This window comes from Tardiphaga sp. 285_C5_N1_2, assembly GCF_052076065.1.
GTDB classification, from domain to species: Bacteria; Pseudomonadota; Alphaproteobacteria; order Rhizobiales; family Xanthobacteraceae; genus Tardiphaga; species Tardiphaga robiniae.
On the sequence record NZ_CP197241.1, the window covers coordinates 3608312 to 3622417 of the forward strand.

Genomic DNA, 14106 nt, shown 5'->3' on the forward strand with positions numbered 1-14106 from the left:
AGCTATCCGCCGACCTGGAGCACCTTGCCGGGGCGCACCGGCGTGAGGCTGCCGGCCATGGCCGTGGTCTGCGCTGCCAATTCGCCGATCAGCATATCGGCGCTGGACGCCATGCCATCGGGGGCGTGGATCACCATGCGTTCCAGCGCCCACTTATAGGACGATACCCGGCGCTGCAGGCATTGCTCGACCCACTGCACGATCAGCGCGTTCTCATCCATGCGCGCGATGGCGTCGGCGCGCTCCTTCGGCTCCAGCGCCGACACCAGCTTCAGGCTGGCATTGCGTTTGCGATCGAGCTCAACGACCTTTGCGGCCGTCGCATAGAAGGCTTCGAAGCGCAGGATGTCGTCGCGCGCGTCGTCCATCAGCACGCTGTAGCGCGACGTATGCGAGCGATGCGGCTCGTCAATCAGGAGTCGGCCATAGGCTGTGCGATCGTAGGTGATGTTCTGCCGCCATGGCGATGCGATCGGCTTGTAGTCGCCGAACACACTCTTCCAGAGAGGGCGCGAATGTGGCGGCTCGATCAGCGGATAAGCGAGATCGCGCATCTGGCGTTCGAGATCGGTGAGCTGGAATTCCGACGACTTCAGGCCGACGCTGCCGGTCGCCTCGACACCGATCCAGCGATGCATGTCGTCGGTCACCGCATTGTTGCGGGTACGGCCGAAATCGCCGCCAGCGCAGCCGCCGAGCGTGCTGCCGATCAAGCTCGCAAGTACGAAACACGGCGCAAGAAACGACGTCTTGCGCCGAAGCCGTATCCGGTTCGGATGGGATATCGCCGACATCAGAACAGGTCCGGGGTCAGGAACGGGCGCGGCGCTTGCGGCGGCGTCCCGGCGCAGTGCCCTCTTCCGGGCCGCTGCCACCATTGCTGTCGTCGATCTGACGCTCGATTCGGATCACCGGCAGGATCAGGATTTCTGCGGAGGTTTCGCGGGGAGATGGCGCCACATTCACGCCCAGCCGTCGCGCTGCCGCATCCGCCGGGAACTTGATGATGGTGCTCATTATCCAGTCTCTCCGCGCCGCTTCGCCCGGTTTGCCGACGCACCGTCATTAAGGACAGTCATGGTTAATGGCGTGTTAACGCCACAGGTTCATCGAAACAACGGTTCGTTGATGCCGCGCGATGTCAACGAACGCACGCTCCGCTCGCACCTGCACCGTTGAACCGACTCGTCGGAATCAGATCTGCTCGGCCAGCGGCCCATGGTTAAACACATATTAATGCGTCCGCGATAATTTGAGGCAAGGTTCCCTTAGTAAGCGTATGCCATGCCTGCCTCACCTCCAATGTTTCCGGGCTTTGACGGATTGCTGACGCTCTCGCGTCGCGAAGGTGTGGACGTGCGACCGACCTTGCTGCGCGTGCTGACGGATCTTTATGTCCAGGCACCGAACCATACGATCGACGAAGAGAAGCAGTTCGTCGAACTCACCGCGCGCCTGATCGATCAGGTCGACGACGCCACCCGCGCCGCTGTGCGCGCTCGGCTGTCGATCTATCCGAACACCCCGCGCGCGATCCTCAACCGGCTCAATCTGCGCCCGACCGAACCCGGCCAATCGGTGCCGCTCGCGCAGCCCATTTCCGCCGCGGAATCTGCCGCGCCGACCGTGAAGCAGCCGAGCGAAGCGCAGATGCGTGTCGCCGCCAACATGGCCATGGCACCCAGGGACGCGTCCGAGATCAGTACGCTGTTCTTTGCCGCGTCGAGCAGCGAGCGTGCGCAGATCCTGCATAACCTCGCCGAAACGCCGCTGCGATCCTCCGCCCGGATTCCGCAAGCGCGCGCCGCCCGCGCCATGCATATTCTGGAGATGGCCGCCTTCGCCGAAGACCGCGACAACTTTGCACGCGAGCTGAGTGAAGCGCTGATGCTGCCTGCCGCCATTGCCGAACAGGTCGTCAGCGATCCCGGCGGCGAGCCGCTTGCCTGCTGCGCCAAGGCGCTCGGTATGCGGAGCGACATCTTCCAGCGCGTGCTGCTGTTCCTCAATCCGGAATTCGGCACCTCGGTGACGAACGTCTACCGGATCGCGCGCATGTATGACGTGCTGAGCGAACGCTCGGCGCTAATCATGGTCGCCGCCTGGCGCGGCGCACATATGGCCGCGACGCGCGCCAAGTTCCGCCCCGCGCTCTATGACGACGAGCGCCATCGCGCGCGGCCGAGCGCGCAACAGGCAAGGCCGAGCGTTCAGCCGGATGTCGATATCACGCGCGTGACGCGGAATTCGTCGGGCCGTTAAAATTGAAGCTGTGAAGACGCCGGGAAAGATACGCTTTTGTAGCAAGCTGCCCCGATGAGCGTTCTGCCACTACCCAAATGGGTTCGAAACACTCGCAGAACCATCCTATGCATCGGCATCGGATGGCCTGCGATTGCCTACATGATTTCCCTCGGCCATCCCGCAGGCGGAATCTGGTTCGCGATAGGCAGCATATTTCTGGCAATAATCTTTCTTCCCGGGGTCCTGCTTCTAACGTTCGTGCTCCCGACCTACAGAAGCAGGATCATCGCAATTCCCCCGCTTCTACTTTTTATCTTCTGGCTGATATCCCGCCAGTCACACACCTATGACGGCTTCTCGCTACCAGTCCCAATGCTGCTTTGGATCTGCACTTTCATGGCCATTGCGATGCTTATTCCGCAATGGTCGAGCATTGAGCTGGCAGCCCGACGGCTTTTTCGCCGGCAAACCACTTGGTATTGAAGAGCTGATCCTAGCCCTTCGCCAATTCGAGAAAATGCCGCCCGGCCTTGTCCTCGGTCTCGACGATCCACACGTCGGGATCGAACGAGATCTCCTTCTGCAAGCGCTCTTCGATCTTGCGTTCTTCGACGGGCTGCTGCGGTGACGGCGCGAAGACGCGATCCACAGGGCGGCTCTCGTCATAGGCGCTTTGCGGCGCCGGCGTGTAAAGCATCGCGGTGCCATCCAGCAGCGCGACCTTCACGAATACGGCGCCCGCCTCATCTGCGCCACGACGGCGCACGGCGCCGAACACGCCTTCGGTCTGGCAACGGCGCAGATAGGCTGCGACCCAAATGGCTGACTTCAATCGTGACATCTGAGCCCTTGATTACTCCGGAGAACGAGATTGCGAGGTGACTTCGAGACCGGGAACCAAGCCCGAAATGCGCAATTGACGCGACGCCCATTTATAGTATTATGACTATAACGCGCAACGTCGCCCGGCATCAATATCAGAATGTCACCCACCGACACACCCTTGGAATTCGTGGGGTCGTCGAAAGACGATCTTTCTGAGTTTCCGGTGCCCGTGAAGGTATGCATCGGTTTTGCTCTGCGAGCGGCCCAGAAAGGCAAGAAGCACCCGGATGCGAAGCCTTTGAAGGGCTTCCACGGCGCAGGCGTTGTGGAGATCGTCTCTGATTTTGATGGCGATACGTTTCGCGCGGTCTACACCATCAAACTGAAGGGCATGGTCTACGTTCTCCACGCGTTTCAGAAGAAGTCGAAATCCGGGATCCAGACCCCTAAGACCGAGATTGACCTGATCAAATCCCGTCTAAAAGACGCAATGGCGCTTTACGAAGAAGCCATGGAGAGCAGCAATGAAAAAGCCAGCAAGCACAAAGAGCAGCGGCAACGTATTCGCCGACCTCGGCCTGCCAAACGCTGATGAGCATCTCATCAAGGCAGAGATCGTTCTCGGCATTGCCGCACGCATCAAAAGCAAGGGACTGACCCAGGCACAGGCATCCAAGCTGATTGGCCTTGCCCAGCCCGACGTCTCCAAGCTGCTGCGCGGACAGTTCAGCGGCTACTCTTATGAGCGCCTGTTTGGATTTCTCGTTGCCCTCGGCGAGCGCGTCAAAATCGAGGTGTCGGACGCGAAGACGAAGAAGCAGGCACGCGTCGAACTCGAAATGTCGTGAACCGCATCGCCGGGCCAGCAGCCCGGCAGCGCTAGTCGATCGCGCGGCCGGTGACGGTGGCGAGTTCGCGCACCATACGGTCTGAGACCTGCCCGGTCACCGGCAGCTTGCGCTCACGCTCGAAGCGCTGGATCGCGGCGGCGGTGTCGGAGCCGACATTGCCGGTCGGCTTGAGCTGACCATAGCCGTATTCCGTCAGCGCACGCTGAACAGCGGCGACGCGGCGGGTATTGGTGATGAGATCGCCAAGCGGATCGGTGCGGGTTGCATTCGGGATCGCCGCAGGCGGGCGTGCCACGGCGCCCGTGGTCGCCGGTGAGGCCGGTGGTGCCGGCGCCTTCAGGAGATTGCCGACCGGATCAGCCGCGCGCTGCTCGACGGGCTTGGCCGCGAGCGACGGCTTCGGCTCATTGGCGCTGTTGACCGGCTTGGAATCCAGCATGCGGGAATCGAGCTTGGTGTCCGACGACGTAGCAGCATCCAGCGGACGCGGCTTGGGCAGCGGATTGGCGACCTGCGCCGGTGCCGGAAATGCAACGACGGTGCTCGAACCGAACATCGGCGACGGATGATGGCCCTTCTGCAGGAAAATGGCATTGGCGATGATGGCGCTGACCGCAGCGAATGCGATCAACCCGGCGACCATGTCCTTCGGGCTGTGCAGCAGCACGCGCAGGATGATACCGCGCTCCGCGGGCTCATCGACGATGGCGACGGCGCGGCCGCGTTTGGACTTGGTCGCTTTGGAACTGGCTTTAGGCACTCTTCTTCACCTGATGGGCTTGGTCGGACGGCGCGGTGCGCGCCGCGGGATTCAAGATCGCGATATTGCTGACGTGTTCAGCCTGCGGCGTAAACTCCAGCGGCAGCGCGATGGTGATGGTGGTGCCTTCGTCGATCCGGCTCTGCACCTGCATCTCGCCACCATGCATGCCAACGAGGCTCTTCACAATGGACAGGCCGAGGCCGGTGCCCTCATGGCGCCGCTGATAGGTCTTGCCGGCCTGGAAGAACGGATCGCCGATGCGGGCGAGATCGTCCGATGCAATGCCGACGCCGGTATCGCTGACGCGCAGCATCAAGCGTGATCCTTCGACGCCCGCTGCCACGGTAACGCTGCCGCCGCGCTCGGTGAACTTGATGGCATTGGATACGAGGTTGAGCAGGATTTGCCGGAATGCACGCGGATCGCCGTTGACCTCAGGCAGATCCTTCGGCGCATCGGTGATGAGATCGATGCCGTTCTCGCGCGCCTTCAGCGCCAGCAGATTGCAGCAATTGATCAGCGCGGGACGTGGCGCGAACGGCTCCGGCGAAATCTCGAAATTTCCGGATTCCAGCTTCGACATGTCGAGGATGCCATTGACGACCGACAGCAGGTGCTGGCCGGAATCGTTGATCAGCTGGGCATATTCCTTGCGCTTGGTCGCATCGAGCATCATCAACTCTTCCTGCACCAGCATATCCGAGAAGCCGATAATGGCATTCAGCGGCGTGCGCAGTTCGTGGCTCATGGTGGCGAGGAAGCGCGTCTTCGACGCATCGGCGCGCTCGGCCTCGATGCGAGCCTGCGCCAATGCCTCTTCCTGCAGTTTGCGGTCGGTAACATCGCGCAGCACGGCCACAACTTCTGCATCGGCATTGACGGGCATCGACGTATCAGCGCCCTGCTCCATTGGGCGGCAACGCATTTCAACCCAGATGAATTCGGCGCCCGACGGACGCATGCGATCATTGCCGCGCACAACATCGCGGCGCAGGCGGAATTCGACGCTGCGGGCTTCGCCGCCGCGCGCGGCGTCAGACAGAGCCGTGAGATAGGCCGGGCGATCCGCGACATGGACGCGATCGAACAGGCCATGGCCGAGCAGCCGCTGCGCCGGGGCGCCGACCAGTGCTTCAGCCGCCGGCGAAATGAACTGCACGGCGCCATTGTGACGATGACGCGAGATCACGTCGCTCATATTGCGTGCCAGCAGGCGATAACGGTCTTCCTCGACATAGAGCAGCGAGACGCTGGTTCGCGTCAGCGACTCCGCGCCGAAGGCGAGACCGGCTGCATAGATGGTGGCGGACGCGATGCCGAAGGCCATGAACACGCCATGGCTGGCGACACCCGCTTCGGATACAGGCAACCAATCGAGACCGGTCAGCACGATGAGAATGCCGACGCAGGACAGCGCCAGCGCCGATGCAAAGGCAACGATACGGCGCGAAGCCGAGAGTGCCGCCTCGATCGGCACCACGACAAGCCAGATCGCGGCGAACGAATTGATGCCACCGGTGGAGATCGCCATCATCATCACGAGGCCGGCGAGTGCGACGGACGACAGCACCTGTGCGCTTTCATAGCGGCCGGTACGCGACAGAAAATATGAGCAGAGGATCGGCGCCATCAGCCAGGCGAAAGCTGCGACCTCGATCGCGTTCGGCGCGCCGCGTAGCGCGAGATAGACAGGAAAAGCCGCAAAGGCCGCAAGGCTGCCGAGCAGACGCGGCGCCATGAATGCGCGATGACGCGCACTCGTCAGCGCATCGTAGCGCACTGAAGGGTGCAGCATGGCATCAAGGCAGTCGCGAATGATGGTCGATACTGTCACTGGTCTCGCTTCGGCTTGATCGTCAATTCAGACGCGCCGAAACGCCTCCTTTTATCGTTGCGCCAACGTGTCAGAGCGACATTAAGCGAACGCTAAAGCGCATCCCGTGTTCGCCATGCCTAACGCGTAAGTGCTGATTTAAGAGGAGTTTTCGCGTTTCCATTCGACAACGATGGTGAACGAGTAGTTTCCATCGCCGCGTCCATATGGTTTCGAAAGTGTGCATCCCCAACATCGTGTCGGAAAACGCACGAACGGCTCATCAATGGAAAATTTACGCCAAACCGAATGAAGCGAATTTTCGTCGATTTAACCGCATCGCAAATACTTGCAATTTATCGACTGCTGCTAACTTCGATCCCAATTGCGACAAATCGCAACGGTTCGAAGAGACTAACGGGGTTCGCGATGTTCTTCCTGCTTCGCATGGCATTCTGGCTCGGGCTCGTGCTCGTGCTGCTGCCGAGGGACAAGACGCCGGAATCGGACAAGCTGCCGCAGATCGGCGCGTCCGATGCGGTATCGGCTGCGAGTGCGGCGATGTCCGACATGGCTCAATTCTGCAAGCGCCAGCCGGCCACCTGCGAAGTCGGCGGCCATGCGGCCACCGTGATCGGCGAACGAGCCAAGGACGGCGCGAAGAAAATCTACCAGATCATCACCGAGAAGAAGCCGGATACCACCGGCTCGATCGGTGGCGAAGGTGAAGACCACGGCGCGGTCGCCATGGCCCGGCCCGACACGCTCACCCAGGATGACCTTGCGGCCGAATGGCAGCCCCCCACCGCTGTTCCCTAAACGGCTGATTGCGGCGGATAATTACCGCAAACGGCGGTCGCTTTCGGCGCTGTTCCTCCCTATATAGGGCCTGACATTGCTTGCAGGCCCCGATGACCACCATTGACGATATCCGCGATAATTTCGAGCTACTCGAGGACTGGGACGACCGCTACCGGTACGTCATCGAACTCGGGCGCAGCCTCACGCCGATGCCGGATGAGGAACATTCCTCAGCCAACAAGGTCAACGGCTGCGCGAGCCAGGTCTGGCTGTCGCGCCAGGTCGCCCGCGACCACGGCACGCCGGTGCTCAGCTATCTCGGCGACAGCGACGCGCATATCGTTCGCGGGCTGATCGCGATCCTGCTGACGCTGTATTCGGGCCGCAAGGCCGAGGACATTCTGGCCACCGACGCCATCAAGGTGTTCGACGAACTCGGCTTCAAGGAACACCTCACGCCGCAGCGCTCCAACGGCCTGCGCGCCATGGTCGAGCGCATCCGCCGGGACGCCACCGAGACCCTGGCAGATGCAAACCAGGGCGTGACCCCATAGGCTCGGGCGGCTGCGGGCGATGCACCAACGCCCGCCAGTATCCACTGATCGGAGCGCAGCTGAGGCCCGTTTACCGGGCTTCAGCCCCAAGCGCGCCCGACCGAGCTCTCGCCTGCAGCCGGGACACCGCCTCGGCCAAAGGAACGTCGGCCTGCGAGCCGTCGCGCTCGCGCAGGCTCACCCGGCCGTCCCTCATCTCGCGCCCGCCGACGATCGCCATCACCGGCACCGCCATGTCATGCGCCGCCACGATGCGCCGTGAAAGCGTATCGGCGCCGTCATAGGCAACGGCCCTAATCCCCGCATCCTCGAACGCCGCCACGACGTCAGCGCCGTATCCGGCCTGGTCTTTCGAAATCGGCGCAACCGCGATCTGATCCGGCGACAACCAGAAAGGAAGCACGCCGCCGTGGTGCTCGAGCAGGATCGCGATCATGCGGCCAAGCGATCCGAAGATGGCATGGTGGATCATCAGGGGCCTTGCGCGGCTGCCGTCGGCGGCGATGTAGGACGCGTCGAGCCGCTGCGGTAGCACGCTGTCGAGCTGCACCGTGCCACACTGCCAGGATCGTCCCAGCCGGTCGCGCAACGCGAATTCCAGCTTCGGTCCGTAGAACGCGCCTTCGCCAGGATTGATGTGAGGCGCGAGGCCGCATTGCCGCGCGGCATCGTCGAGCTTCGCCTCCGACCAGTCCCACGTCGCGTCGTCGCCAGCGCGCACGGCCGGACGCGTCGACAGCGCCACTTCGTAGTCGGGAAAACCAAGATCGCGATACACCTCGCCCAGCAAAGCGATGAAGCGCGCGACTTCGTCCTCTACGTCCTGCTCGCGGCAGAACACATGCGCGTCGTCCTGCTCGAAGGCGCGCGTTCGCATGATGCCGTGGAGCGCACCGGATGGCTCGTTGCGGTGGCAAGCGCCAAACTCGGCATAGCGGATCGGAAGTTCCCGCCACGAGCGCAGACCCTTGTTGAAGATCTGCACGTGGCAAGGGCATGACATCGGCTTCAGTGCCATCGTCTGCTCGCCGTCATCGACCCGGAACATGTGCTCGCGGAATTTGTCCCAGTGGCCGCTGCGGCTCCAGAAGTCCTTTGGCAGCAGCTGTGGCGTTTGGACCTCGGCATAGCCGGCTCTGCGCATTTTGCGCCGGAGATAGTCCTCCAGCACCCGGTAGATCGCGTAGCCGCGCGGATGCCAGAACACCATGCCCGGCGCATCGTCCTGCAGGTGCCAGAGTTTGAGTCTTACGCCGAGATTTCTGTGGTCGAGATCGTCCATGGCTGTGTTCCTTACGAGGGGAAAAAGCGCGGACGGGGATCATCAAAAACAGAAAAGGCCCCGTCCGTCGCCGGCGGGGCCTTTTCTGGGTGAAGTACGCTTGTCTCTAGCGCGCGCGACCAGAAGGCGATCCGCCGTGAGCGGTCGCCGTGGTGGTCAATGCAGCTGATCGAAGCTTGTTCATGCGCTGTATATGGCGGCAAAACGCGCAGGCGTCAACGAAAGCTGCTTGGCGTCGCAGATATATGATGCGCGGGCCTATGATCGCGGCGAACGACTTGGCCGTCGTCAAGCTCGCATCCATCCGCATCTGGCTGCGCGCTATCGACTCCACACCCTAGCTCTCGAACGCCGCATCGCCTGCGAGCCAGGTTCGCACTTTCGATGGCTGTCCCCTGACCTCACTGGCGAAGCCGTAATGCCGCGCGAGGCGATCCAGCGCGAGTTGCAGCACGACCTTGGCGGAGCGCGCCGGCCAGTTGCGTTCGCGCTCGATGTCTTCGAGGCCGCGCAGAAAACAGCACACGTCCATCAGAACCCCTGAAAACTCGGGCCCGCAAGCATCCAGCGCCTGACTGACGCGCTGGCGCGCTGTCATCATGATATCCGTCATCTCGCCGGGACTGCTGCCGGCCCCGCGTGGTCGGCCGCCGGTCGGCGCGGCCCAGTTCGCCGTCATGCGCGGCGCCATGTTGCCGCGCGTGAAATCGGCGCGCAGCTTTTCGCCGGCGATGAACTGATGCGGGCTGATCATGCTGCGGCCATCGCGGCCCTTGCGCCGGGCCAGCCAGCCGAGCGGGCTTTCACTGTCATTGACGAGAACGCTGGCGACGCCGTCCTCGGTGAGGATCTGCCGCGTTTCCAGCGACAGATGCTGCGCGCGATGGTGATCGACGCGGTCGGGATGCCTGGTGGTGCAGCGGGACGTTTTCATCGTGAGCGACTCCATCTAGGATAATAAGCTCACATCCCGAATGGCCCGGCAAGCAGAATTTTAGACTTTATTCCTTCCTGGGCTTTTATTCAAAAGAACCAGTGCCTTCGCACGATCGCTCAAAGCCGCGGCGTTGAGAAAGCAGGTTTCCGGCAGCGACTGCGATTGATCCGCGGCCGGCGCGCGCGAAGAGTTCATCGCAGTCCTCGACAACGACCTGCGGGCAAAGCCCTCCCCCATCGTCCGACAGATCACTTCCAGATTTCGCGGTACGGCATCGATGCGCGGGATGGCCTCAACGTCCGCTTGAAAGTCTCCCGTCATACGCGCCAAGTTCACGTATCGCCTGCCTGTGGTGTCACACACCAATTGCGCGTGGCGGGAGATGTATCCCGCATCCAGACGTAGAACTTTCTTCGTCTCCGATTTGTTCTATATTGGTTCCTGCGGATGGAACCTGACTTTATTGCTTAGCTTTACTTGTTCGGATTACTTGCGGGATCACTCGCCCAGATCGCTTGCTCAGGTCACCTGTTCAGGTCACTTGCGCCGGCGGCGCTGCTGACCCAGCCCCATTTTCTTGGCGAGCTGCGAACGCGCCACCGCATAGTTCGGCGCGACCATCGGATAGTCGGCCGGCAGGCCCCATTTCTCGCGATACTGTTCCGGCGTCATCGCGTACTGCGTGCGCAGATGGCGCTTCAACGACTTGAAGCGCTTGCCGTCCTCGAGACAGACCAGATATTCGGCGGTCATCGATTTCTTGACGGACACCGCCGGTTTGGCCGGCTCCGCCGCGACCTCCGGCCGGCCGTTCGACACCCGCACCAAGGCGGCGTGAACCTGACCGATCAGCGCCGGCAGCTCGGACGCCGGTGTTGGATTGTGACCGACATAGGCCGACACGATCGTCGCAGTGAGATCGATGAAGCTCTTGCCGGCGATGTCGTTCATGGTCCCTCGTCTTTCAAGGATTGGAGCCGCACTTTACTTGACAATCATGCGGGCATTACAGCCACGAGGGCAATAACAACGTATAGCGCGCCGGTTTCATTCTGCGTGCAAGATTAGTCGAGATCAGCTGAAAGTGACCGCCAACGGAAATGGCTGAACGGCATCAGCCCCTGTTGTCGAGATGCTCACGCAACTCGTCGATCGAGGCGAAGCGCATCATGCCTTCGGGCATCTGCGCCTCGATGGAGCCGTCGGAATACAGCGAATAGGCCATGCCATCGACGACCCCCGATTTCAGCACGGTGACGTCCGATGCCTGCGGCGGCTCTTCAGCCGGCGTCGGCGGAACGTAGCGATCCGGGATCAGCGCGGCATCCGGCAGCTTGTCGCTTGGCGAGGACGAGGTACGGGCGGCGCGGCGGATCGCGTCGGAGCGCGACCGATCCGGCTGCGGCCAGGCATCCTCGAAACTCTTCGGCTGCTCGGCGGGCGCCTCCGGCGTTGGCATGGCCGCCTCGAATGCGGCAGCTGCCTCGGCCCTCTCCCGCTCCCGGCGCGATGACTGGAACAGCAGATTGCGACGCTTCGGCTCCTCAGGCACCGGTGCCTCGGCGGCAGCGGACGCGAGCCGCTCACGGTCGCGCAGCACTTCGTCCTGCCACGGGGGAACACCTGGCTCCGGAACGGCAGGTCGCGCGGCCGGCTGGTCGCGGCTGAACAGCGGGGCCGGCGCGGGCGCGTCATCGGCCTCCTCTGCGTCCTCCCCCGGAACCGGCGGCAGCTTCAGTTCCCGGCGCGGCAGCCGGGGCGACGGAACCGGTTCATCGATCTCGCCCTGCGGCCCAAACTTCTTCAGCTCGCCGACGGCGAGCGCCATGCTCACCATGATCAGGCCGGTGCAGGCCCCGACCGTCCCGGTCAGGATCAGGGTATTGCCGAAGCCGAATTCCTTGACCGGAATGCCGAAGCCGATCGCGGCAAGGCCCGCCAGAATGACCCCGATCCCGGCAATCAGCAGCAATTTCATAGTCTTCGAACTCCTCGACGGACCGCTCGCGAGTCTCGTCATGGGTGCCACGATAGCGTCATATTGCGTGCACCGCCAAACGGCATTTTGCGTTCATCCCTTGTACATCGGCCTGGTGGTAAGTTTTGGGAGAGTTTTCTTCCACCGGAGACAACAGGTTTGGGACAGCCGACGCCGATCTATCCCTAAACGGTAAAGCTTTTACCTTGTCCTGTTTGTTGCAACGCATTAAGAAACTTCAGCCACAATTCTCAATTACTTCAAAAGAGAAGTGCGCTATATCGATGCCGGGGAAACGAGGCTCAAAGAGCGCTAAAGCCGAGCCATTGGGGACACCGGGTTATCCATCGCCATGTCATCGATTACGACTGCGGCCATCGACACGCCAGTAAGGCGCTCGGTGGAACGGACGTGTGACGACCTCGCCATCCTGGCGCTTGTCGTTGTCAGTATCGTCGCAAGCTTCACGTTCCGGGACTATGGTCTCGGATGGGACGACTATACTCACGCTGAATATGCAGATCTTCTATTGAAGATGTACGGGTCGGGCTTCACCGACACCGGCGCTTTGTCGTTTGCAAATCTCTACATGTATGGCGGCGGCTTCGATATGGCGGCCGCGCTGCTGCACAAGATCATCCCGCTGGAGCTGTTCGAGACGCGACGCCTGCTCGGCGCGATCGTCGGCGTCATCGGCCTCGGCGTCACCTGGCGCCTCGGCCGCCGTGTCGCCGGCCCCGTGGGCGGCCTCGCCACGCTGTTGCTGCTGGCGCTGTGTCCGACCTTCTACGGCCATATGTTCATGAATCCGAAGGATGCGCCTTTCGCTGTGGCGATGGTCATCCTGATGCTCGGGCTGGTGCGCCTTGCGCAGGAATATCCGAACCCGTCGCCGCGTACGGTCCTGATCCTCGGCCTCGGCGCCGGCTGCGCGATCGGCTGCCGCATTCTCGCCGGCCTCACGCTGATCTATGCGGTGATCGGTTTCATGCCGCTGTGGATCGAGGATGTCCGCACCAATGGTGTGCGCGAGAGCGTGCACCGCTTGCTGCATGTCCTTTACGTGCTGCTGCCCGGCCTCGCTTTCGGCTATCTGATCATGGGCCTGATCTGGCCGTGGTCGATTCTCGAGCCCGCCAATCCGCTGCGCGCCCTGGGCTACTTCTCTCACTTCTTCGAGAAACCGTGGAAAGAGATGTTCGACGGCGCGATGATCTCGGTGCCGGACATGCCGTGGTCCTACCTGCCGACGCTGTTCGCGCTGCAGCTTCCGGAAGTGCTGCTCAGCCTCACCTTCGGCGGCATCGCGCTGACCATCATGTCGCTGTCGCGCGACACCGTGCCGGCGCGTCGCAAGACCATCCTGTTGATGCTGACCTTTGCCGCCACATTGCCGCTGGTGATCGCCATGGTGAAGCGCCCGGCGCTGTATAACGGCATCCGGCATTTCATCTTCGTGCTCCCGCCGATGGCCGTGCTCGGCGGCGCGGCTTTCGCGGCGCTGATGGATTGGCTGCGCGTCAATCATCGCGGCGCGCAAGCGGCTGCCGTCGCCGTGTTCTCCTTCGGCCTGATGCTGCCGACGGCCGAGATGATCCGGCTGCATCCGTATCAGTACACCCACTTCAACTACATCGCCGGCACCGTTCGCCAGGCCGATGCGCTGTACATGCTGGACTATTGGGGCCTTGCGCTGAAGCAGGCCTCCGATGCGCTGCGCGAGCAGATCATTGAGCGCCAGGAAAGCCCGCCGGTCGGCCGCAAGTGGAAGGTCGCCGTGTGCGGCCCGCAGCGTCCGGCACAGGTCGCGCTCGGTCCCGACTTCACCATCGGCTGGGACAGCCAGTCGGCCGACTTTGCGATGACGCTTGGCGAGTTCTACTGCAAGGGCCTCACCGCCCCCGTGATTGCCGAGATCAAGCGCGACGACGTCGTCTTCGCCAAGGTCTACGACATCCGCGGCAGCAGCATTTCGAGCCTGCTCGCGATCCCCGCGCCGTAAAATTCTGCGTTAGTACTAAGTTCCAAGTTTTCGTCATGCCCGGCCTTGTGCCGGGC

The 14106-nt window shown here is 62.3% G+C and carries 16 protein-coding genes; 6 read left to right on the forward strand and 10 right to left on the reverse strand.

Going from position 1 to position 14106, the window contains the following annotated elements; genetic code table 11:
• Positions 1–2 precede the first annotated feature (2 nt).
• Both AB7951_RS17300 and AB7951_RS17305 read right to left on the reverse strand, forming a co-directional pair.
• Positions 3–794, reverse strand: coding sequence for a hypothetical protein (locus AB7951_RS17300; RefSeq protein WP_439061361.1), 792 nt, complete (start codon positions 792–794; stop codon positions 3–5).
• A 16-nt stretch (positions 795–810) separates the two neighbouring features.
• A complete protein-coding gene (locus tag AB7951_RS17305) occupies positions 811–1017 on the reverse strand; it encodes a hypothetical protein (RefSeq protein ID WP_068730489.1) in 207 nt (68 codons plus the stop codon).
• A gap of 267 nt (positions 1018–1284) precedes the next feature.
• On the opposite strand from AB7951_RS17305, the gene AB7951_RS17310 reads away from it, so the two are divergent.
• On the forward strand, positions 1285–2262 hold the full coding sequence (locus AB7951_RS17310; RefSeq protein ID WP_439061360.1) for a DUF2336 domain-containing protein: 978 nt from the start codon (positions 1285–1287) through the stop codon (positions 2260–2262).
• 475 nt (positions 2263–2737) lie between these two features.
• Here AB7951_RS17310 and AB7951_RS17315 read toward each other — a convergent pair whose 3' ends face one another.
• Positions 2738–3085 (reverse strand): DUF1491 family protein, encoded by a 348-nt coding sequence (locus AB7951_RS17315; RefSeq protein WP_120290806.1) that lies wholly within the window; start codon positions 3083–3085, stop codon positions 2738–2740.
• A gap of 141 nt (positions 3086–3226) precedes the next feature.
• On the opposite strand from AB7951_RS17315, the gene AB7951_RS17320 reads away from it, so the two are divergent.
• Positions 3227–3661 carry a type II toxin-antitoxin system RelE/ParE family toxin gene (locus AB7951_RS17320; RefSeq protein ID WP_120290804.1) on the forward strand — a complete coding sequence of 145 codons (435 nt, stop codon included), beginning with the start codon at positions 3227–3229 and terminating at the stop codon, positions 3659–3661.
• Positions 3594–3917: a helix-turn-helix domain-containing protein gene (locus AB7951_RS17325; protein WP_089267016.1), complete on the forward strand. Its 324-nt coding sequence runs from the start codon at positions 3594–3596 to the stop codon at positions 3915–3917. The genes AB7951_RS17320 and AB7951_RS17325 overlap by 68 nt, the downstream gene beginning before the upstream one ends.
• 31 nt (positions 3918–3948) lie before the next feature.
• Here AB7951_RS17325 and AB7951_RS17330 read toward each other — a convergent pair whose 3' ends face one another.
• Together AB7951_RS17330 and AB7951_RS17335 are read right to left on the reverse strand one after the other, a co-directional pair.
• On the reverse strand, positions 3949–4680 hold the full coding sequence (locus AB7951_RS17330) for a peptidoglycan-binding domain-containing protein (RefSeq protein WP_439061359.1): 732 nt from the start codon (positions 4678–4680) through the stop codon (positions 3949–3951).
• Positions 4673–6517, reverse strand: a complete 1845-nt coding sequence (locus AB7951_RS17335) for a PAS domain-containing sensor histidine kinase (RefSeq protein WP_439066379.1) — start codon at positions 6515–6517, stop codon at positions 4673–4675. The genes AB7951_RS17330 and AB7951_RS17335 overlap by 8 nt, the downstream gene beginning before the upstream one ends.
• Positions 6518–6925: 408 nt before the next feature.
• Here AB7951_RS17335 and AB7951_RS17340 point away from each other — a divergent pair, with 408 nt between their 5' ends.
• Together AB7951_RS17340 and AB7951_RS17345 are read left to right on the forward strand one after the other, a co-directional pair.
• Positions 6926–7315, forward strand: a complete 390-nt coding sequence (locus tag AB7951_RS17340; protein ID WP_120290802.1) for a DUF5330 domain-containing protein — start codon at positions 6926–6928, stop codon at positions 7313–7315.
• 92 nt (positions 7316–7407) lie between these two features.
• On the forward strand, positions 7408–7851 hold the full coding sequence (locus AB7951_RS17345) for a SufE family protein (protein ID WP_068734257.1): 444 nt from the start codon (positions 7408–7410) through the stop codon (positions 7849–7851).
• Between the two features lie 70 nt (positions 7852–7921).
• On the opposite strand, the gene thrS is transcribed toward AB7951_RS17345, so the two are convergent.
• The 5 genes from thrS to AB7951_RS17370 form a co-directional block, all read right to left on the reverse strand.
• Positions 7922–9133, reverse strand: a complete 1212-nt coding sequence (gene thrS / locus AB7951_RS17350) for a threonine--tRNA ligase (RefSeq protein ID WP_120290801.1) — start codon at positions 9131–9133, stop codon at positions 7922–7924.
• A gap of 337 nt (positions 9134–9470) precedes the next feature.
• Complete coding sequence (locus AB7951_RS17355) at positions 9471–10067, reverse strand: DUF6456 domain-containing protein (RefSeq protein WP_439061357.1); 597 nt, start codon at positions 10065–10067, stop codon at positions 9471–9473.
• A gap of 60 nt (positions 10068–10127) precedes the next feature.
• Positions 10128–10400: a hypothetical protein gene (locus tag AB7951_RS17360; protein ID WP_439061356.1), complete on the reverse strand. Its 273-nt coding sequence runs from the start codon at positions 10398–10400 to the stop codon at positions 10128–10130.
• Between the two features lie 207 nt (positions 10401–10607).
• Positions 10608–11021 carry a MucR family transcriptional regulator gene (locus tag AB7951_RS17365; RefSeq protein ID WP_089267012.1) on the reverse strand — a complete coding sequence of 138 codons (414 nt, stop codon included), beginning with the start codon at positions 11019–11021 and terminating at the stop codon, positions 10608–10610.
• A gap of 163 nt (positions 11022–11184) precedes the next feature.
• Positions 11185–12048, reverse strand: coding sequence for a hypothetical protein (locus tag AB7951_RS17370; RefSeq protein WP_120290797.1), 864 nt, complete (start codon positions 12046–12048; stop codon positions 11185–11187).
• A gap of 352 nt (positions 12049–12400) precedes the next feature.
• Between AB7951_RS17370 and AB7951_RS17375 the strand changes: the two genes are divergently transcribed.
• Positions 12401–14050: a glycosyltransferase family 39 protein gene (locus AB7951_RS17375; protein WP_120290795.1), complete on the forward strand. Its 1650-nt coding sequence runs from the start codon at positions 12401–12403 to the stop codon at positions 14048–14050.
• The last annotated feature ends 56 nt before the right edge of the window (positions 14051–14106 follow it).